The organism is Rhizobium sp. BK312, from assembly GCF_014193605.1.
Lineage (GTDB): Bacteria > Pseudomonadota > Alphaproteobacteria > Rhizobiales > Rhizobiaceae > Rhizobium.
This window is the reverse complement of the sequence record NZ_JACHZP010000001.1, coordinates 55,619-73,127: the sequence shown is the minus strand read 5'-3', so window position 1 is coordinate 73,127 and position 17,509 is coordinate 55,619. Positions and strand designations below refer to the sequence as shown.

Here is a 17,509-nt window from a genome sequence, read left to right as displayed (position 1 = left end):
ACGGGGCAGCATCGCAATATTCCCGACGCTTTGATCGGTTCGCGTGTCGTCAGCGGGCAGACGATGGCGTGAAAGATAATGTGGTACTGAAGAAAGCGTTAGCTACGCATTGTTTTAAAAACAAAAAACCCGGCCAAAGCCGGGTTCTTGGTGCGGTCGAGAAGACTCGAACTTCCACGGGTTGCCCCACAGCGACCTCAACGCTGCGCGTCTACCAATTCCGCCACGACCGCATCGTGGTAGGCCGGATTGCTCCGGCGCGGCTGCATGTAGCAAAAGCATTCGGGGGGCACAAGAGCGATATGTCAGTTTTTTTAAATTCCTTCACAGCTCCTCCGATCTGACATGTGCGAATGCCGCCGAAACGCCTTACATGTTTGAATTCCCGCTCGAATGGCGCCATATGTGGACAACCCGTCGGCGCGCAGGATTTCCACACATGCGGCCTGCGGCGCGCAAAGGACTGCCATATGCTTCGCACTGAACTTTCTCACCAGATGTTTCCCGTTCAAGGTACGCCGCCCGTCCGCTGGCGGATCAGCGACGGTCTCGTGCCTTATGAGGAGGCGGTTGCCACCATGGAGGCGGAGGTAGCCGCGATTGCCGAAGGGCAGGCGCCTGAACTCGTCTGGCTGGTCGAACATCCTCCGCTCTATACGGCGGGCACCAGCGCCGATGCCGCCGATCTGATCGAACCGGATCGATTCCCGGTCTTTGCGACAGGACGCGGGGGCGAGTATACCTATCACGGGCCAGGGCAGCGCGTCGCCTATGTCATGCTGGACCTCAAGCGTCGCCGGCAGGATATCCGCGCCTTCGTCGGCGCGCTCGAAGAGGTCATCATTCGCACGCTTGATTCGATGAACGTGCGCGGCGAGCGGCGAGAGGATCGAGTTGGCGTTTGGGTCAGGCGCCCGGAGAAGCCCACTCTGGCTGACGGCACCGTGGCTGAGGACAAGATTGCGGCGCTCGGCATCCGCGTGCGCAAATGGGTAACGTTTCACGGCCTTTCGCTGAACGTCGACCCCGATCTCGGGCATTTCACCGGCATCATTCCTTGCGGAATTTCGGCCTATGGCGTTACCAGCCTCGTCGATCTCGGCTTGCCGGTCATGATGGCGGATGTCGACATTCGCCTGCGTGAGGCGTTCGAACAGGTCTTCGGCGAAACTGTCAATGACGCGCGAAAGTGATCGGCGATCGTCCGAAGACGATGCCGGATGTTGCGATGAATTTTAGTGCTAAGCAGGACGGGTCAAACGACCTGTCCGATTTGATGGCGAAAACTGCTATAGCTCGCAGGAGCGCTCTTCGGCGTCCTCTACCATCGGTACTTCCGACTCATTCGGAATGAACCGTTTCGATCTTTCCAAAAGATCGATCCTGTCTTCTGCCTTGAGAAGATCATGCAGTTTCTGATCGCTTAGGATATTGTCGCCAGTATCATGCGAGGTCATGCGGGTAACTCCTTGACCTCTGCAGGCGAGAGTAATCATCTCTCTCAGCCGCTAGCGCCTACGGGTTCGGTAGCCAACGGTGATATAAGCCTATACTCATTTGAATGCTGTGGCGAGTCTTTTGGCGCGTTGTCTCTCGATGGCCTTATCTGCCAGAAAAACGTCTGAAAGAAAAATGCCCTGGAAGGGAGAGCATCCAGGGCATAGAGAGGGGAACTGCATGACGGGAACTAGGGCGAGGTGCCCACACTTCAAGACCGAAGCTCACGATAGGTTGTATTTGGTCTGCGATCGCCCTTGCCCAAGCGTATCGCTGGCCGCGAATGACGGAAGTAAAATTGCAATGTGAATCGGCACCATCGATTCTTCCATCTCCGGCTGAACTCAACACAGCGATGAACCGCCATCCAGGATTGCTGCTTCAGTCAAGTCACTCTTTTCGATAGCTATTTTTGTACAGTTTGCGTTCATATTCGTCCGCATATGGTGTCTTCCGTCGCCCCCAGATCGCGTGTCGATTGACAATCGATGGGGACGATACGATTAATAGTTTCGACATTCGTCATAGAGCGGAGGAAATGCCAATGACAAGTCGTGCCATTCTGTTGATGTCTTTTGCGTCTCTCACAGTTGTAGGCTCGATGGGCCTCGCTTCTTCGGCTTCTGCGCTAACCATAAAAGAGTGCAGCGCCAAATATCAGGCTGCCAAAACTGCTGGTACCTTGAACGGCCAGAAGTGGAATGACTTCCGCACAACGCAGTGCAGCGCGGACGCCAGCGCCACCACGACCACCGCTCCCGCAACCACTGCACCAGCAGCTACGACGCCTGCCAAGCCAGCGAAGACCACTGCGGCAGCCAAGGTCGACGCCAACGAGCCCGACGCTACCAAGCCGCCGGCAGCAGAACCGGCAAAGCCGACCACGGCTGCCCCGGCCGGCGTAACCTTCCCCGCAAAGGTTGACCCGAAATATGCTACCGAGACGCCCGGCAAGGGCCGCTTCCACACCTGCGTCGACGCCTATAACGCCGCCAAGGCCAGCAATTCGCTCGGCGGCCTGAAGTGGATCCAGAAGGGCGGCGGCTATTACAGCCTCTGCAATACCAAGCTCAAGGGCTGATTGCGGATCCAACCTCTTGCAGAACGGGCGCCTTTGGGCGCCCGTTTCTGTTTGCTTATATCAATCCCGCATCTTCTCCCATTTTTTCACCAATCGGTCGCGCTTGAGCTTGGAAAGCCGCTGCAGCCAGAAAATGCCGTCAAGCTGGTCAATCTCGTGCTGGATGCAGATGGCCAGAAAGTCATACGCCTCGGCTTCATGGGTTTCGCCGGCGATATCCAGATAGCGAAAGCGGATCGATTTCGGTCTGACGATCTCCTCCGTCGCTCCGGGCATGGAAACGCTACCCTCCGTATGCCGTGTGGTCTCTGCCGACGACCACAGAATTTCCGGATTGATATAGATGCGCACGCCATCCTCGCGGCTGAGTTCGATCACGACGACCCGCTTGAGAACGCCGATATGCGGGCCGGTGATGCCGACGCCAGGCGCGGCCCGCATGGTGTCCAACAGATCATCGACAAGCATCCGCAGATTGTCGTCGAAGGCCGTGACGGCCGTGGAGGGGCTTCGCAATAGCGGATCGGGGAAGCGGATGATGGGGCGGACAGACACGGCACTCTCTAGCGGAACTGGAGGACATGGGTAGGAGGCCTGCCAGGATAAGGGGAAGATGATAGCAATGCCACCGCCTTGGTGGCCGCGCTTCCCATCGCATTGATTCGTGCATTCGAATCGCTGAGGCGTCTGCTGTCTCTATGACCATTCCCATCGAATTTACGGGAAATTTCGCCCTCTCAGGCCCTGTGGGCCTATGATTTAGCGCTGCACTGGCGGGTTGAGAACTGACTGCAACCCATCAAAATTGACTATTACGTAAAAGTCAATATTATGATGGTCAGCAGATTAGGGGCGGATTCTTGGTCGACGGATACTATAGCATAACGGAGCTCACTCGGGAATTCGGGGTTTCGACCCGGACGTTGAGGTTCTATGAGGACGAGGGCCTCATTCATCCTGAGCGCAGGGGCCGAACGCGCCTATTTCGCCCGGCCGACCGGCGTCTGATCATGGAAATTCTGCGCGGCCGCCGCATCGGCTTCACCATTGCCGAAATTCGCGAGATCATACAGGTCTACAAGGAGCCTCCAGGCGAGATCGGCCAGCTGAAGCTGCTGATGAAACGCGTCGACGAAAAGCGCGACGAGCTGCGTCAGAAGCGCAAGGATATCGACGATACGCTGAGCGAACTCGACAATGTCGAGGAAGCCTGCCTCGGACGCCTGGCCGAAATCGGCGTTGGGACCTGATCCGCTATTAAGCGCTCAGCTTTTCAAAACCAGCGGCGCGTCCGTTTGCAATAAAACTCGAACTCGCAGCCGAATCGCGAGAGGAGATGCATCTCCTCGCAGCGGATGACGAGCAAGGTCGTCAAGGCGGCCGCCGCTGCTGCCATGACCAGGAACCAGAGATTGCCGATCAGAAGGCCGAAGCTTGCGGTCAGCAAGGTATAGCCGAGATAGGTTGGGTTGCGGGTGAAACGAAAGGGGCCTGACGTCACCAAATGCGCTGTGCAGCGCTGCGTCAGAACGGTTGTGCGGCGTTCCAGCAGTGTCTTGACGGCCCAGACATTCAATGTCACCGCGATGGCGGTCAGGAGCGCGCCAACCACCCATGCAACCAGCGCCCAGATGAAGGGCAAAGGCAAGGGATACCATCGCTGCAGGGACAGCGCCGCTATGACGGCAAGGCTATAGAGCAGCGGCGGCCACGGAAAACTCAGCGACTTCGAACGATAGGCATTCATAGAATAACCCTGTCATTGCGCTTCATCCGTGCATTGTATCGCGATTCGGCTTACGCGTTCATCGCTATCTGCTTTGATCGCCCCTGATTCCAGCGATTTGAAGAGGTTCTGAGCCTGCAACTTGTCGAGCGTGCATTGGCAGAAGCTGCGGCACATGGCTTCGCTGCCCGATCGCGTGCATGAAGCCACGCATTGCCTGATATAGCCGACCGTCGGGTCCTGCGGTGGCGCAGGAGCGACCAGGGACAACAGATAGACGAGGCCGAAAAGAACCGGCTGGTGCACCAGATAGAAGATCAGGCTGTGCCGGCCGGCGAGGGCGACGAGATTGCGGCCAGGACCGAATTTCGCAAGCTGTTTCGTCCATCCAAGAGAGGTCGCCAATTGCGCGATGCCGAGGCCGAACAGAAATGGCGTTAGCCACGGGAAGAGCGGCACATAGTCGTTCGAGCGCTGGATATTTTCCGAAAGCCCTACCCACCATAGCCACGGCGTGTCGAAGAACGTCGAATGCAGCGACAGAGGCGCGATGACGTTGTCGATTACGATGCCGACGGTGAGCAATGCCGCGACCAAAAGCGTCAAGAATGCGGGCAGGCGCAGGAACAGGAGGCCGATAAGGCTCGCCGCCGCGATACCGTGCAGGATGCCGAAGAAGATCCACTCGTCGCTCATGCCGATGAAGGTGACGAGTGAGATTGCTGCAGCTGCAGCGACAATCATGCCCAGCCGTCGCCAGTAGGACCGCCAGCGAATTTCCGGCGTATTGGCAAGCACGAGACTGAAGCCAGCCAGGAACAGGAAGGTACTGGCAATGGCGCGGGCATAGAGCTTCAGCCAGCCGGTTTCCGCCGTACCAGAATCAAGATAGCCGAAGAATTCGAAATCCCAGGTGCCATGATAGCTCGCCATGGCGAGCAGGGCAGCACCGCGCGCCGTATCCAGAATGCCGATACGAGGCGTCTTTTGCGCAACGTCGACGCTCGCGGCGATGGCGGCCATTACGGAGTCCTTCCAGGCATGAATTCAAGTCTTTGCAGCGGCATGGGCCGACGCGGCCTTGTCATGGCATATCGCTATCCATGATGGCCAGACGGGCGTCGGAAAAAAATTGACGGCGGATCAGCACCACGATGATGAAAATCGTCGTCGCCATGAAGACATAGGGGCTCAGGAACCAGCCGAGATAACCGATGGACAGGAAGATTGCCCTGAGGCCGGCATTGAAATTGCGCGCGGCAATGACGTTCATGCGCACCACGCGCTCGGCGGCTCTCTCCGCGGCCAGCGGATCAAGGATGGCGTCTTCGCGCATCGGCAGGGAGCCGAAGAGAATGGTGCAATAGTTGAACAGGCGATAGGCCCAGCCGAATTTGAAAAAGGCATAGCCGAAAAGGCAGCCAAGCCCGGCTACCTTGATTTCAAAGGCTGCCCGACCGCCATTGAGTATGAACGGCATATCCGAGAAGAAGGCATTGATCTTGTCGGTGGCGCCGAGCAACGCAAAGCAGCTGCCGATGGCGAAGATCGAGGTGGAGGCGAAGAAGCCGGTGCCGTTCTGCAGGCCGGACAGGATCTGCGTGTCGATCATCTTCAGATCGCGGCGCAGCGAGTTGTATATCCATTCGCGGCGACGCTCGTTCATCGCCAGCGTCAGGCTGGTGCGATTGAAGAAGCTGGCGCTGCTGGTGATCCAGTTCAGCGCGACCCAGAGAAAGATGAAAAGGGCGAGGGCGACATAGTCGGCAGTCGTCATTAAGGCAGGTTCTCCAGATCAATCCCATGTGGACTGTAGCTCAGCGCGAGCCGCGCGCAATGGCCTTCTGTTTGCTTCTCGAATGCCTATATGTAATGTCGCTGCCATGAAATCCGATGTCGGCCAATCGCCGTGCAAGCTTGCTGCGATAGCGTAGCCTTGCCGGAAATCGATTTGCCTGGAGGCACCAAAGGTCCATGTTTCTCTCAGTTTTTGATGTGTTCAAGATCGGTGTGGGGCCGTCCAGCTCGCACACGATGGGGCCAATGTCGGCCGCGAATCGCTTCCTGGACCTCTTGCTGTCGAACGAGTGGCCGCGACCGTCTTCGAATGTGCATGTTGAGTCGATCAAGGTCAGCCTGCATGGTTCGCTGGCGCATACGGGTATCGGCCACGGCACGGGCAGGGCTGTCATCCTCGGTCTGATGGGCGAAAAGCCCGACAGCGTCGATCCCGACCATATGGATGCCATTATCGACGAAGTGGAGCGCAGCGGACGCATCACGCCGCCAGGTCATCCGACTTATCAATTCCAGCCCAAGACCGACCTGATCTTCGACAAGAAGGTGCCGCTGCCCGGCCATGCCAACGGCATGAGTATTTCTGCTTTCGACAGGGATGATCGCCTGCTCCTAAAGCGCATCTATTATTCCGTCGGCGGCGGTTTCGTCGTCACCGATACGGAATTGGAGCAGATGAAGGCCGATCGGAAGAAGCCGGCCGCAGCGGGTGAGCGCGTTCCTTTCCCCTTTGCCACCGCCAAGCAGATGCTTGAAATGTCCGAGCGCTCCGACCTTTCGATCGCGCAGATGAAGCGCGCCAATGAAGAAACGCGCATGAGCGCCGAAGAGCTGGATGCCGGGCTTGATCGTATCTGGGCGGCCATGAGCAGTTGTATCGATCGCGGCCTCAAGGTGGACGGCATCATGCCGGGCGGCCTGAAGGTCCGCCGGCGTGCCCGCGCCATTCACGACAAGCTGCAGCAGGAATGGCGCAGCAACCGGATCAATCCGCTACTCGCCAATGATTGGCTGAGCGTCTACGCCATGGCGGTCAACGAAGAGAATGCAGCCGGTGGACGCGTGGTGACGGCGCCGACCAATGGTGCGGCTGGCGTCATTCCTGCTACGATCCGCTACTATCAGCATTTCCATGAGGATTGGGATCAGGACGGCATTCGCAACTATCTTCTGACGGCGGCCGCCGTCGGCGGCATCATCAAGCATAATGCCTCGATTTCCGGCGCCGAAGTCGGCTGTCAGGGCGAGGTCGGTTCGGCGGCTGCGATGGCGGCGGCCGGGCTTGCGGCCGTGATGGGTGCGACGCCGGAACAGATCGAAAATGCCGCAGAAATCGCGCTGGAACATCATCTTGGCATGACCTGCGATCCGGTCGCCGGACTGGTGCAAGTGCCGTGCATCGAACGAAACGCTCTTGGCGCGGTCAAGGCAGTCACTGCTGCCTCACTCGCCATCAAGGGCGACGGCCAGCATTTCGTGCCGCTCGACGCCTGCATCGAAACCATGCGTCAGACGGGTCACGACATGAGCGAGAAATATAAGGAAACCTCCACCGGCGGTCTGGCGGTCAACGTCGTGGAATGCTGAGTGTGGACGCCTGATCTAAAAGCTTGACGCTGCCGGTCAAAAGGACTTCAACGGCACTATGGCTTTGCATCTCATCAAATTGTGCGTCGGCGCGGATTCGCTTGATGATCTGCGCGAATGGGTCTCCGAGCGGGCGATGAACGCCATCGCTGCCGGACTAGAGCCGCACACGACCCATACGACGCGCATGGTGCCGAAGCGGATCGAGGAACTGCTGGACGGCGGTTCGCTTTATTGGGTGATCAAGGGACAGGTGCAGGCAAGGCAGAAATTGCTTGGTATCGAGACCTTCACCGATGCTGATGGTATTCAGCGTTGCCGGCTTATTCTCGACCCGAGCGTTGTCGAGACGACAGGGCAGCCGAAGCGGCCGTTTCAGGGCTGGCGGTACCTGCCGCAAGACGACGTGCCGCGCGATCTTGATAGTCTCGGCGCGGCAGCCGAATTGCCTGCCGATCTGCGGCGGGAACTTTCCGAACTTGGTTTACTTTAGCGCAGCCGCATCATGATCGGCGCACGGCCGGTCGGCGCAGTGATATGCAGATGAATATGCGCCTCCGGCTGCGAATAGCGCCAGGCGCGAGCGCCGTGGCAGAGCAGGATGCCGATCAGGTCTTTCGTCTTGTTGCGTGAGCGCGAACGGCTGAGACCAAGGTCCGCCAGTCGCATCGCCGCTTCATGCAGCGGATGAAGAGCAAAGCTCTTCTGTTTCATCTTGCCCCCGCTATCGAGCGAGAAACCGGGAAAGTTCTCGTTCATTGCCATTTCAAAACCCCGTACACGTTACAAACTCAGGGCCGGCCCGCTTGACGTTCGGAACCGGAAGATCAGAGCCATAGAAGGCCCAACCAATTTTCGAATCATGCGGCGCGAAAACACCCGCCACATGCTTATTCCATACTCGCCCAGCACTTGACGCCGGCACGCTTGAGCGCCTTGCAGGCATTCACCGCTTCGCTCTGATCTTCAAAGCCGCCGAAGCGGGCGCGGTAACCGCCGTCAAAGGCGACCGCATAGGGCTTAGCCGAACGCAATGCCTTGCCGGCTTTGTTCTTCGCCGTATCAAGGAGGTCGGTCGCGCCATCCTTACTGGAGGAAACGCCAATCTGAACGATCCAGCCGGTAGGCCCGCGTTCAGCTTTGGTTGCCTTTGCAACCTTCTCTGTCTTTTCGGTGCGCTGCAGCTTTACCAGCTTCGTATCGCTTCTGGAGGTCGATGCCGTCGTTACGGTATCGATTTCATCCTCATCCGCATCGTCCGAAGATCCGGCGGCAGCTGTTTCGTCATAGGCGGGCCGCTTCACGGGCTCGGGCTTTGCCGAAAGCAGTGGATTGGAGGAGGAAGACTGTGGCGTTACCGCTGCGAAGGCTGCCGCGCTGGAAGGACTGGAATCGGCGACTTCGGTCGCCCCGTTATTCTTGATCTTTGCGCGGCTGATATCCGCCATGCGTGCACTCGCTGCCTGCACGTTGGGGGATGCGGCTGGCACCTGCGCGATCACATTGGAATCAATATGCTTTGTCGATGCCTTAGGCAGATAGTCAGCGATCAGCTTGCGCATCTGATTGTCGCGAGCCGGCGTCGAAGCGCCGCCAAGGACCACACCGACTATGGAACGACCGTCGACTTTGACAGAGGTCGCCAGATTATAGCCGGCGGCACGCGTGTAACCGGTCTTGATGCCGTCAACACCGCGCACGGAACCGACCAGGCGATTGTGACCGAGGATCGTGCGATTGCCGAGCCGGAAGCTCGTTTCGGAAAAGAAGCCGTAATATTCCGGAAAATGTTCGCGAAGGGCAATACCAAGGCGAGCCTGATCACGAGCCGTCGTCATCTGCGCTGTGTTCGGCAGGCCGTTCGGGTTGCGATAGGTCGTGCGCGTCATACCAAGCGCTCGCGCCTTATCGTTCATCATCCGGGCAAAACCTTCCTCCGAACCGCCGAGCATCTCGCCAAGCGCCATCGCGGCGTCGTTGGCGGACTTCGTGACGATGCCGAGGATCGCCTCGCGCACGGTCACGGAGCGACCGGGGCCGATACCGAGCTTTGTCGGCGCCTGAACGGCGGCATTCTTTGAAAATACGACGGGAGTATCCAGGGTAATGCGTCCGGCCTCAAGCGCCTCGAAGGTCAGGTAGACCGTCATCATCTTGGTCAGCGAGGCAGGATAGTGGAGCGTGTCGGCATTTTCGCTATAGAGAACATTGCCTGTATTGGCGTCGATGACGATACCGGCATATTTCGGACCGGCCGCGCTTGCGTCGACGACAGCCACAGTGATCGTCGCTGTCGCGATCGAAAAACCAAGAAGCGCTCTCGCCAGAATTTTACCGGTTTGAGACGACGAAACGGGTAGAATGGATCTGGACACTAAATCACTCTCTGCTTGCATTTACATTCTCGATTATCCGGCCGCCGCCTCCATGAACGGCCGATCCGCTCGACAGTAGAGGCTTAGCGTTACCAATCGGTTTATGATGAACAGTTGGTTTCAGGTTTTTGCGCCATTTTAGCGGCCATCAACAGCCATTGCCGCGGGCGCGGCATCATCCACAAGGCGCGTCTTGACGAAGTCCTGGACGGCGGCATCCATCGTGCGCCAATCCCCGAGCTGATTGCTGGAAAAGCGGTAGAGAACACTCAGATCCTTGCCAACCTTGACATCCCTCTGACAATCACCACTCGTTGCCAAGGCTGGCGAAGAGGGCAGGAGGCAGCGCACGACATAGTTGGTTTCACCGGATCGCGAAGCGGTTAAAAGGATTTCACCATTGTAGCCGGCATCAGCGCGAAGCCGATGTGCCGTCAGGCCAAAGGGGCCGGCATAGGAAGCGCCGTCCATCAATTGCGAATAGATCGGACCAAGCCGGCCGGACATATCACGAGACATCGTGCTCTGGCTGATCTGGAGAAAGATCAGCGAGGACGATTGCGAGATATCGTCGAAGCGCAACCGGTCGGCTTCACTATAGCCCTGCATCTGCGGCCAGGTCAGATAGAGATCGACGCGCTCGGCCGGGCCATTGAGGCGCTCGCTCGGAAAGCGGACGGTGTTTGCGGCGAGGCGTATCGTGTCATCGCCGATCGTGATGGAGATAGGTTTGGTATCGGTTGTATGACCCGCGAGCGAAATTTTCTCGCCGAGCCAGTTTCCGCCGACGGCTATGGCTACAGTCAGCGCAGCCAGGACGGCAACACCTGCCATGAGCCGATAGACAAAGCCGCTCGATATTAGCGGGCTTTCTTCGACCATTGTGGCGGATGACAGAGGAGCCATGTTCTTGCCTTCATCTCCCTGCGCCCGCCATCTTCGACGACGAGTACCGAGGGCGTCCTAGTTTCGAGTCTCATTGAAGATATGATTGGCGCGGCGATGGTTAATTGATGGTTAAATATAGGTCGCAACCCGTGCTAACGGGACAGTTAATTCGCCGGAATCTTTAGTGCTTATCTCGCGGGAGCCGCGAAATGAAAAGAGCCGTTCCCGGGGACAGCGGGAACGGCTCAGAGGCACCGGCCTGGACAGAAATCAGGGGACGAGACCGGGCCTCTGACTTTACCGCCGACGCTAGGCCGCCGGCGATCTGGTATTGGGGGGCTTACTTCAAGCTGCCGACCGCAACAGCGCGACCGTCCTGGATCTTGACCCAGCGAGCCGGATGATCTGCGGACTGGCGCTTCAGGAAGGTGTATTCGGTCTCCGACCAGAGCTTCACCTTGTTGCGCATGTTATCGAGAATGAAATCGCCACGATCCGTGCGGACGGTCAGAACGGCATGGCCTTCGCCGTTCGGCTGCAGCACGACGGTCATGAGCAGATCGGAAGGCGAGACGCCGGCATCGATGAGTTGCTTGCGCTTCAGCAGCGCGAAATCCTCGCAGTCGCCGGCGGTGGTCGGGATCGCCCACTTCTCCTCAACACCGTAAAGTTCCATATCCGTCATCGGCTTGATGGTCGTATTGACCGTATAGTTGACCTTCAGGATCGTCTTCCAGCTATCCTCATTGAGGATCATCGGCCCTGCATCGCCACCGGAATAAGCGCATTCACGCGGGTTTTCCTTGCAGAATTCGTAATGACCGATCGGGGGAGCAGCGTCACCTGTTATCGTCATGTTGGCGGGTGCTGCCTGAGCAGCACCGAACAAGCCAAGAGTTGAAAGCGCCAGAGCGGCAAGGCCGCGAAGTGCGATTTGAAAGTTCATGTCCCTGTCCCTGTTTTATTGGGATCAGAATGACACGCGTGATTTTATCTGACGCAAAATTGCACAGTCAAATTAATGGCTTAGTTAAATCAAATCCGGCGAAAATTCTCATAAAATACGCAGAAAACTTGATTCAAGTTCGCGGCAAATTAGATTAAAATTTGAGGGATTTCGGTATGGATTGCAGCAATGCAAGAGTCTGACATCCGCTGTTTCCAAACGGCTTTCAGCAATGGGGATCGTTAATGCCCGCGTGCCGATTAAGGCAGTAGACGTGTGTATTGATACAGAGCTCGCGTGGCGACAGGTCGGATTTGGTGTTGGAAATGGCTGCAAGAGCCTGAACTTGTCCCATTTTGGGAAAACCGGCTCAAAAAATATTTTTGATTTTTATTGCCGAGTGTGCCGGCGAAGCCCATCGGTCGCGCGGGTGATTGCAGTCGCCATCTCCGAGACCGCCGGCGAGTGTGCCGCGTTCGCGACGACCACCAGTTCCGCCTCTGGCCATGCCTGTGACAATTCCCAGGCGGTGACGAGCGGTGCTTCGAGGTCCATACGACCATGGATCATCGTGCTGGGGATACCGGCGAGCCGATGGGTGTCGCGCAGGATCTGCTGCTCCTCGAGCCAAGCCAGATGGTGGAAGTAATGGGTGATGATCCGGGCGCGCGCCGTCAGATAACGTGGATCGGACCATCGCGGCGACAGGGCCGCGCGCGGATCGATCAGGATCGACGCTGCCTCCCATTCGTGCCAATCCCTGGCGGCTTTCACATGGATTGCTGGATCGGGATTGCGCAAGAGGCGATAATAGGCGGTGACTAGGTCACCATCGCGATCAGTCTTAGGTACAGCGGCCCGAAAGCGTGCCCATTCCACAGGAAAGAAACGGCCGAGACCTTGATAGAGCCAATCGATTTCCGATCGTCTCGTCATGGTGACACCGACGAGGAGCAAGCTTTCCACCCGCTGCGGATGGGTTTCGGCATAGGCAAGCGCAAGCGTGCAGCCCCAGGAATTGCCGAATATGATCCAGCGTTCGATTCCGAGGCGCAACCGCAATCGCTCGATATCGGCAATCGTGTGCCATGTCGTATTGGCCGAGAGATCGATCAGCGGTTCAGACGCATGCGGAAGACTGCCGCCGCAGCCGCGCTGATCGAATTGAATGATCCGATAATATTGCGGGTCGAAATAGCGCCGCGTTCCAGCCGAACTACCTGATCCAGGGCCCCCGTGCAGGATGAGGACGGGTGTACCCTCGGGATTGCCCGATTGCACCCAGTAAATCCGCTGGCCGTCGCCGACCTCAAGCAGGCCTTCGTCAAAAGGAATTATGTCCGGGTAGGGCATGTCGCGGTCACGCATTGAGGAGAAGACAGAGATCGCTATTTCGCGACGCTGCGTGACGGGAAGATGACGGTATCAGAGAAATTCGCGCAAGGTTTCGCGAGACTGTAGCGAAAGGAATTCGATCGCAACGCCCTCTATGAAATGACGCACGACGCGGCCGCGCATATTGCCGAGACGCACAGGCGTTCCGATGGCGGGGCGTATTTCGACGTCGACCGCTGCGCCGGAGAGCGAGAGGTCCATGATGCGGCAGACATATTGCGTACCGTCGTCAAGCGTGAGTTCGCTGCGGGTATTGCGCGGCGTCAAACGATCGTGGCGGCGATCTTCCGGCAGACCGAGTTCGTGCTTATTGGCAAGCCAGGTCAGTTGCGCCGCAAGCTTTTCACGCTTACGCTCGGTTGCATTGATCGACATGGTGAAACCGCGGCCGTCGACCGCAACGACATAGCCCTCGACTCGGCCGAGGTGGTCGATGTAGGCCACGACCCGCTCATCGGCGCGCGGCCGTCCCAAACAGGTCACATGAAGGTCACCCGGCGACATTTCCGTGACAACGCATTCGAATTCCTCATAATTTGCCAGCATCAGACGACCCTGCATATTGATCGGGACCCGCTGAAAGGTCCGCTGATCATTACGAGCAGCATTGCCTGTCATTTGATTGGGCCGCGTCGCCTGGGCTGGCTGAAACGAGTGCATGGAGGCGTCTTGAATCCTATTGCGTCTCATCCAACTAATAGCCGCAACTCCTTAAAGTAAGGTTGTCTTTTCAGAGGCATAAATAAGAGACGATCACCTATCTTGTTCCGCACTGGGTCAGTTCTAACCCTGTCGCGCCTCATTTTTTGCTTGAATCAATTTTCGGCGGACCCATTCACCAAGGCTCGTGCTTCCCCGATGCGGCAGAAGATTTGCGGGGTCTGGATGGGGAGGTGCATCCACGAGCCGCACGCGGCGCTCGCGAAGCAGCCGGCTGCGATCCAGTGCCAGAAATTCAAGGCGTTCGTTGCCGAGCCAAGGCGCATAAACGGTTGGCGTCAGACAACCAAGCAGTCTGTCGCAAGTGTCGCTCGATGTGCGAACCGGCAGCAATATCATCTCGAAGGTCATGCTGCGGCCGCTGATACAGTAGCCCGTCGCGTGAACCAACGCGGGAACCACGTGTTTCATCACGCCGGCGGCTATGCGTACCGGGTCATCCTGCTGACTGCCAGCCCAGAGCGCTGCGAAATTCTCGCCGCGGAGTTCGCGCCCCATGAGGTTGCAGATCGCCGTACCGGCCAGGCGGAAGCGGGGATTATCGTCCACCGTATTTTCCAGGATAAACAGCTCGGGAAGAATGTGGCCGATTGCCGATGGCTGTATCAAGTTGCGCAGGGGAGCGTCCGCGTTGCCGCGTATACGCTCCCAATAGGTAAATATATCGATGCTCGTCTTATGGCGCATAATGCGTCCGTGTCCCATTTCACTTCAACTACAAGGGCATTCATCGCCCTCGAAACTGATGTTGCGAATTCCATGCCAGAACCGGCCCGTTAGGGTTAACAAAGGGTTTCGGTTGCCTTGTCGAGCGGTCGATGTAAATCTTTGTTCATCACTTCACCAAGTGACCTTCAGCACGAATTTCCCGGGCGCCGGACGAACCATTGAGGTCAGATCCGGAGAGGAGCGCCCCGGTATGCCGCCCGACACTACGGGCGGCTTTTTTTTTGATTTTCGCTGCGTTATGTGTCGATGACTTCTATCGACAAGCAGAGCAAGACATGGATGACGAACAGCCGCCGCGCCCAGAGCCGGAAAATCCGCGGCCGCAGCAGCGAGCCCCGGCCTTCAACTTGCCTCCTGCCATTCTGGCGAGCCTTGCCGTCCTAATCGTCATTTTTGCGGTCATGAACCTTCCCTGGTGGTCGGACGATACGCTGAACTGGATTTATTTCGCCTTCAGCTTCATCCCGGCCCGCTATGCCTTTCCCTTGTCACAGCAGGGACTGGAATGGCTTTGGACGCCTGTCACCTATTCGCTGCTGCATGGCGGGATCGAGCATATCGTGTTCAACAGCCTTTGGCTGATGGTCTTTGCGGCACCCGTGGCGCGACGCATCGGCGCCCTGCGCTATGTGATTTTCTGGATCTTCTCATCAGCCGCCTCCGCCTTCCTGCATGCGGCACTCTACTGGGGCGACCAGACGCTGTTGATCGGTGCGTCCGGTGTCGTCTCGGCGCTCATGGGAGCAGCTTGCCGTTTTGCCTTTCCGGCCATGGACAGTCGCAGAGTGTCCATGCGGCAGGCGCATCTCAACCCGCGCCTCGGCATTTTGCAGTCGCTTCGAAGCCGGACAGTTGTCGCCTATATCGTCATGTGGGTTGCCGGCAATGCGCTCGTTGCTTTCGGCATCAATCTTGCGGGCGACAGCTCACAGCCGGTGGCCTGGGATGCTCATATCGGCGGCTTCCTGTTCGGATTCCTGCTTTTCGCCCCCTTCGACCGGCAGCCGCCTGAGGAAGTTCGGGAACCTTTACCACTCGATGAATGAGCTGTTGCTTTCTTACTGACACAGGCGCACCATTGGCATCCGTCGATCATGGGATGAGGAGATCGATCGACCGACGGGCAAAGCGCCGGTTTGAGCTCCGGGGGTAATTTCGGAACATATCGGACGCTTCAGGTGTTCATCATGCTTTCGAGATGGGAGGATCGAATGTCAGTTTCCGTAAAGGCCATACTTGAAGCCAAGGGCCGCGACGTCGTGACGACGGGCGGCAATACGACCGTTGCAGAGGCCGCGAAAATCCTGAACGAGAATCGGATCGGCGCTATCGTCGTTGTCGGACCGGGCGGCAAGATTTCCGGCATCTTCACCGAGCGGGATGTGGTCAATGCCGTTGCCAAGCATGGGCAGGAATGCCTCGACAAGCCGATCGCATCGATGATGACGGCCAAGGTGCACCGCTGCAAGGAAGACACGACAACCGACGAATTGATGGAACTGATGACGATGCGCCGCTTCCGTCATGTTCCCGTCGAGGAGAAAGGCAAGCTTTCCGGCATCATCTCCATCGGCGACGTCGTCAAATGGCGTATCCGCGAGATCGAACTCGAGGCCGAACAGATCAAGGCCTATATCGCCGGGTGAGGCGAAGTTCGAGACGCCCCAGGCAATCGACCCAGCGGGTCGATTGCAGCGATCAGCTTCTCACGCCGAAAGCGAGGGCAAGCCTCGTTTTTTTGCAGATTTCGGATGACACGCTAGCGCGCGTAGGTTTCCTGCATGCGGCGGATTTCCGGCAACCTCGTCAGAGCCTCCTCATAGCCGCGTTCAATAGCTTCGCCGGCGCGATGGAATTCCGACAGACCGATATCGCTAAGGCGGGGATGCATCGCAAGATCCGGCGGGTCTCCGGCCAGACGGGCACGAGCAATCCTATCCTGGATGATATTGAAAGCCTGCACCATGACGCCGGTCATACCGAGTTTCATGGGCGGCGTCTCATCCCGCCGCAGCAAATCTCCGTTTGGCTGGCCCACATTGTGTTTGACGACAGCCGAACGACCGAAAAGGTCATAGTTCAGATTGACCGCCGCGACGAGCGGCTGCTCATATGAACGGCATACCGAAACCGGAACGGGATTGACGAGCGCGCCGTCGACCAAGGTACGGCCATTGCTTCGTACCGGCTCGAAAATGCCGGGCAGGGCATAAGAAGCCCTCAGCGCCGTGATCAGCGAGCCGTTGGCAATCCAGACTTCATGCCCGGTATTCAATTCCGATGCGACAGCGACAAAGGGGCGGTCCAGATCCTCGATCGAAAAGCCTTCCAGGTGCTCCTGCATGCGCTTGGTCAACCGCATGCCGCCGAACAATCCGCTGCCGCCGATGGTCAGGTCGAGGAGACTGGCGATGCGGCGCATCGTCAAAGAACGGGCAAAGGCCTCGAGTTCGTCTAGCTTGCCGGCAAGATAGCAGCCGCCAACCAGGGCGCCGATCGATGTGCCGGCGATCATGCCAACTTCAATGCCTGCCTCATCGAGCGCGCGCAGAACGCCGATATGCGCCCAGCCGCGCGCCGCACCGCCGCCGAGCGCCAGAGCGATTTTGACTTTCCTGGGGGGAGACGGAGGAAGAAGTGGATTGGAGGTATCCTGCGAGAGGCCTGAACCCGTCAAGTTCTGTCCGCCGTTATGACGATTCAAGCCCCAATTCAGCATTTAAACGCCTCCTCCAAGGCTCCGTGTGCCTCGGCTAAAATACTGTCCC

20 protein-coding genes and 1 tRNA gene are annotated in these 17,509 nt (G+C 57.9%); 7 read left to right on the top strand and 14 right to left on the bottom strand.

All coding sequences use genetic code 11. From position 1 onward, the window contains the following. Positions 1 to 148 precede the first annotated feature (148 nt). Positions 149 to 233 (bottom strand) — tRNA-Leu (locus FHT85_RS00385). A gap of 237 nt (positions 234 to 470) precedes the next feature. On the opposite strand from FHT85_RS00385, the gene lipB reads away from it, so the two are divergent. Then, positions 471 to 1,193 carry a lipoyl(octanoyl) transferase LipB gene (gene lipB, locus FHT85_RS00380; protein WP_112411801.1) on the top strand — a complete coding sequence of 241 codons (723 nt, stop codon included), beginning with the start codon at positions 471 to 473 and terminating at the stop codon, positions 1,191 to 1,193. 96 nt (positions 1,194 to 1,289) lie between these two features. Here the strand turns inward: lipB and FHT85_RS00375 are convergent, their stop codons facing one another. Further along, positions 1,290 to 1,457, bottom strand: coding sequence for a hypothetical protein (locus FHT85_RS00375; RefSeq protein ID WP_162700929.1), 168 nt, complete (start codon positions 1,455 to 1,457; stop codon positions 1,290 to 1,292). A 584-nt stretch (positions 1,458 to 2,041) separates the two neighbouring features. Between FHT85_RS00375 and FHT85_RS00370 the strand changes: the two genes are divergently transcribed. Continuing rightward, a complete protein-coding gene (locus FHT85_RS00370) occupies positions 2,042 to 2,578 on the top strand; it encodes a hypothetical protein (RefSeq protein ID WP_112411800.1) in 537 nt (178 codons plus the stop codon). A gap of 60 nt (positions 2,579 to 2,638) precedes the next feature. On the opposite strand, the gene FHT85_RS00365 is transcribed toward FHT85_RS00370, so the two are convergent. After that, a complete protein-coding gene (locus FHT85_RS00365) occupies positions 2,639 to 3,133 on the bottom strand; it encodes a peptide deformylase (RefSeq protein ID WP_112338996.1) in 495 nt (164 codons plus the stop codon). A 305-nt stretch (positions 3,134 to 3,438) separates the two neighbouring features. Here FHT85_RS00365 and FHT85_RS00360 point away from each other — a divergent pair, with 305 nt between their 5' ends. After that, complete coding sequence (locus FHT85_RS00360) at positions 3,439 to 3,828, top strand: MerR family transcriptional regulator (protein ID WP_069612249.1); 390 nt, start codon at positions 3,439 to 3,441, stop codon at positions 3,826 to 3,828. Between the two features lie 23 nt (positions 3,829 to 3,851). On the opposite strand, the gene FHT85_RS00355 is transcribed toward FHT85_RS00360, so the two are convergent. From FHT85_RS00355 to FHT85_RS00345, 3 genes are all read right to left on the bottom strand, one after another. Next, the gene (locus tag FHT85_RS00355) at positions 3,852 to 4,325 is read right to left on the bottom strand and encodes a methyltransferase family protein (RefSeq protein ID WP_112338995.1); all 474 of its coding nucleotides are present in this window, start codon (positions 4,323 to 4,325) and stop codon (positions 3,852 to 3,854) included. A 12-nt stretch (positions 4,326 to 4,337) separates the two neighbouring features. After that, positions 4,338 to 5,327 (bottom strand): heparan-alpha-glucosaminide N-acetyltransferase, encoded by a 990-nt coding sequence (locus FHT85_RS00350; RefSeq protein ID WP_112411799.1) that lies wholly within the window; start codon positions 5,325 to 5,327, stop codon positions 4,338 to 4,340. Between the two features lie 61 nt (positions 5,328 to 5,388). After that, positions 5,389 to 6,081 carry a DUF599 domain-containing protein gene (locus FHT85_RS00345; RefSeq protein ID WP_112411798.1) on the bottom strand — a complete coding sequence of 231 codons (693 nt, stop codon included), beginning with the start codon at positions 6,079 to 6,081 and terminating at the stop codon, positions 5,389 to 5,391. Positions 6,082 to 6,278: 197 nt separating this feature from the next. On the opposite strand from FHT85_RS00345, the gene FHT85_RS00340 reads away from it, so the two are divergent. Both FHT85_RS00340 and FHT85_RS00335 read left to right on the top strand, forming a co-directional pair. Continuing rightward, a complete protein-coding gene (locus FHT85_RS00340; RefSeq protein ID WP_112411797.1) occupies positions 6,279 to 7,688 on the top strand; it encodes an L-serine ammonia-lyase in 1,410 nt (469 codons plus the stop codon). A 58-nt stretch (positions 7,689 to 7,746) separates the two neighbouring features. Next, positions 7,747 to 8,181, top strand: coding sequence for a DUF1489 family protein (locus tag FHT85_RS00335; protein ID WP_112338991.1), 435 nt, complete (start codon positions 7,747 to 7,749; stop codon positions 8,179 to 8,181). On the opposite strand, the gene FHT85_RS00330 is transcribed toward FHT85_RS00335, so the two are convergent. The 7 genes from FHT85_RS00330 to FHT85_RS00300 all read right to left on the bottom strand — a co-directional run bounded on the left by FHT85_RS00330 (position 8,178) and on the right by FHT85_RS00300 (position 14,699). Beyond that, on the bottom strand, positions 8,178 to 8,453 hold the full coding sequence (locus FHT85_RS00330) for a hypothetical protein (protein WP_075856917.1): 276 nt from the start codon (positions 8,451 to 8,453) through the stop codon (positions 8,178 to 8,180). The two genes, FHT85_RS00335 and FHT85_RS00330, sit on opposite strands and share 4 nt — an antisense overlap. 125 nt (positions 8,454 to 8,578) lie before the next feature. Continuing rightward, positions 8,579 to 10,084 (bottom strand): D-alanyl-D-alanine carboxypeptidase, encoded by a 1,506-nt coding sequence (locus FHT85_RS00325; protein WP_112411796.1) that lies wholly within the window; start codon positions 10,082 to 10,084, stop codon positions 8,579 to 8,581. 117 nt (positions 10,085 to 10,201) lie between these two features. Next, positions 10,202 to 10,969, bottom strand: coding sequence for a hypothetical protein (locus FHT85_RS00320; protein WP_246779859.1), 768 nt, complete (start codon positions 10,967 to 10,969; stop codon positions 10,202 to 10,204). 322 nt (positions 10,970 to 11,291) lie between these two features. Further along, positions 11,292 to 11,897: a transglutaminase-like cysteine peptidase gene (locus FHT85_RS00315; protein ID WP_112338987.1), complete on the bottom strand. Its 606-nt coding sequence runs from the start codon at positions 11,895 to 11,897 to the stop codon at positions 11,292 to 11,294. A gap of 390 nt (positions 11,898 to 12,287) precedes the next feature. Next, positions 12,288 to 13,250 carry a prolyl aminopeptidase gene (gene pip, locus FHT85_RS00310; RefSeq protein WP_112411803.1) on the bottom strand — a complete coding sequence of 321 codons (963 nt, stop codon included), beginning with the start codon at positions 13,248 to 13,250 and terminating at the stop codon, positions 12,288 to 12,290. A 72-nt stretch (positions 13,251 to 13,322) separates the two neighbouring features. Continuing rightward, positions 13,323 to 13,952, bottom strand: coding sequence for a PilZ domain-containing protein (locus FHT85_RS00305; protein WP_112411795.1), 630 nt, complete (start codon positions 13,950 to 13,952; stop codon positions 13,323 to 13,325). 123 nt (positions 13,953 to 14,075) lie between these two features. Then, entirely contained in the window at positions 14,076 to 14,699 is a 624-nt protein-coding gene (locus FHT85_RS00300; RefSeq protein ID WP_246712033.1) for a PAS domain-containing protein, read from the bottom strand. Between the two features lie 317 nt (positions 14,700 to 15,016). Between FHT85_RS00300 and FHT85_RS00295 the strand changes: the two genes are divergently transcribed. Beyond that, entirely contained in the window at positions 15,017 to 15,787 is a 771-nt protein-coding gene (locus FHT85_RS00295) for a rhomboid family intramembrane serine protease (protein WP_112411794.1), read from the top strand. Positions 15,788 to 15,952: 165 nt separating this feature from the next. Next, on the top strand, positions 15,953 to 16,387 hold the full coding sequence (locus FHT85_RS00290; protein ID WP_112411793.1) for a CBS domain-containing protein: 435 nt from the start codon (positions 15,953 to 15,955) through the stop codon (positions 16,385 to 16,387). 113 nt (positions 16,388 to 16,500) lie between these two features. Here FHT85_RS00290 and FHT85_RS00285 read toward each other — a convergent pair whose 3' ends face one another. Further along, the gene (locus FHT85_RS00285) at positions 16,501 to 17,460 is read right to left on the bottom strand and encodes a patatin-like phospholipase family protein (RefSeq protein WP_015339965.1); all 960 of its coding nucleotides are present in this window, start codon (positions 17,458 to 17,460) and stop codon (positions 16,501 to 16,503) included. Between the last annotated feature and the right edge of the window lie 49 nt (positions 17,461 to 17,509).

What these genes read in the sequence shown, in the direction of transcription:
- FHT85_RS00285 (WP_015339965.1), bottom strand. Translation starts at nt 17,460, where the DNA reads ATGCTGAATTGGGGCTTGAATCGTCATAACGGCGGACAGAACTTGACG.
- FHT85_RS00300 (WP_246712033.1), bottom strand. Translation starts at nt 14,699, where the DNA reads ATGCGCCATAAGACGAGCATCGATATATTTACCTATTGGGAGCGTATA.
- FHT85_RS00375 (WP_162700929.1), bottom strand. Translation starts at nt 1,457, where the DNA reads ATGACCTCGCATGATACTGGCGACAATATCCTAAGCGATCAGAAACTG.
- pip (WP_112411803.1), bottom strand. Translation starts at nt 13,250, where the DNA reads ATGCCCTACCCGGACATAATTCCTTTTGACGAAGGCCTGCTTGAGGTC.
- FHT85_RS00340 (WP_112411797.1), top strand. Translation starts at nt 6,279, where the DNA reads ATGTTTCTCTCAGTTTTTGATGTGTTCAAGATCGGTGTGGGGCCGTCC.
- FHT85_RS00345 (WP_112411798.1), bottom strand. Translation starts at nt 6,081, where the DNA reads ATGACGACTGCCGACTATGTCGCCCTCGCCCTTTTCATCTTTCTCTGG.
- FHT85_RS00335 (WP_112338991.1), top strand. Translation starts at nt 7,747, where the DNA reads ATGGCTTTGCATCTCATCAAATTGTGCGTCGGCGCGGATTCGCTTGAT.
- FHT85_RS00330 (WP_075856917.1), bottom strand. Translation starts at nt 8,453, where the DNA reads ATGGCAATGAACGAGAACTTTCCCGGTTTCTCGCTCGATAGCGGGGGC.
- FHT85_RS00305 (WP_112411795.1), bottom strand. Translation starts at nt 13,952, where the DNA reads ATGCACTCGTTTCAGCCAGCCCAGGCGACGCGGCCCAATCAAATGACA.
- FHT85_RS00320 (WP_246779859.1), bottom strand. Translation starts at nt 10,969, where the DNA reads ATGGCTCCTCTGTCATCCGCCACAATGGTCGAAGAAAGCCCGCTAATA.
- FHT85_RS00370 (WP_112411800.1), top strand. Translation starts at nt 2,042, where the DNA reads ATGACAAGTCGTGCCATTCTGTTGATGTCTTTTGCGTCTCTCACAGTT.
- FHT85_RS00355 (WP_112338995.1), bottom strand. Translation starts at nt 4,325, where the DNA reads ATGAATGCCTATCGTTCGAAGTCGCTGAGTTTTCCGTGGCCGCCGCTG.
- FHT85_RS00315 (WP_112338987.1), bottom strand. Translation starts at nt 11,897, where the DNA reads ATGAACTTTCAAATCGCACTTCGCGGCCTTGCCGCTCTGGCGCTTTCA.
- FHT85_RS00290 (WP_112411793.1), top strand. Translation starts at nt 15,953, where the DNA reads ATGTCAGTTTCCGTAAAGGCCATACTTGAAGCCAAGGGCCGCGACGTC.
- FHT85_RS00295 (WP_112411794.1), top strand. Translation starts at nt 15,017, where the DNA reads ATGGATGACGAACAGCCGCCGCGCCCAGAGCCGGAAAATCCGCGGCCG.
- FHT85_RS00325 (WP_112411796.1), bottom strand. Translation starts at nt 10,084, where the DNA reads ATGCAAGCAGAGAGTGATTTAGTGTCCAGATCCATTCTACCCGTTTCG.
- FHT85_RS00350 (WP_112411799.1), bottom strand. Translation starts at nt 5,327, where the DNA reads ATGGCCGCCATCGCCGCGAGCGTCGACGTTGCGCAAAAGACGCCTCGT.
- lipB (WP_112411801.1), top strand. Translation starts at nt 471, where the DNA reads ATGCTTCGCACTGAACTTTCTCACCAGATGTTTCCCGTTCAAGGTACG.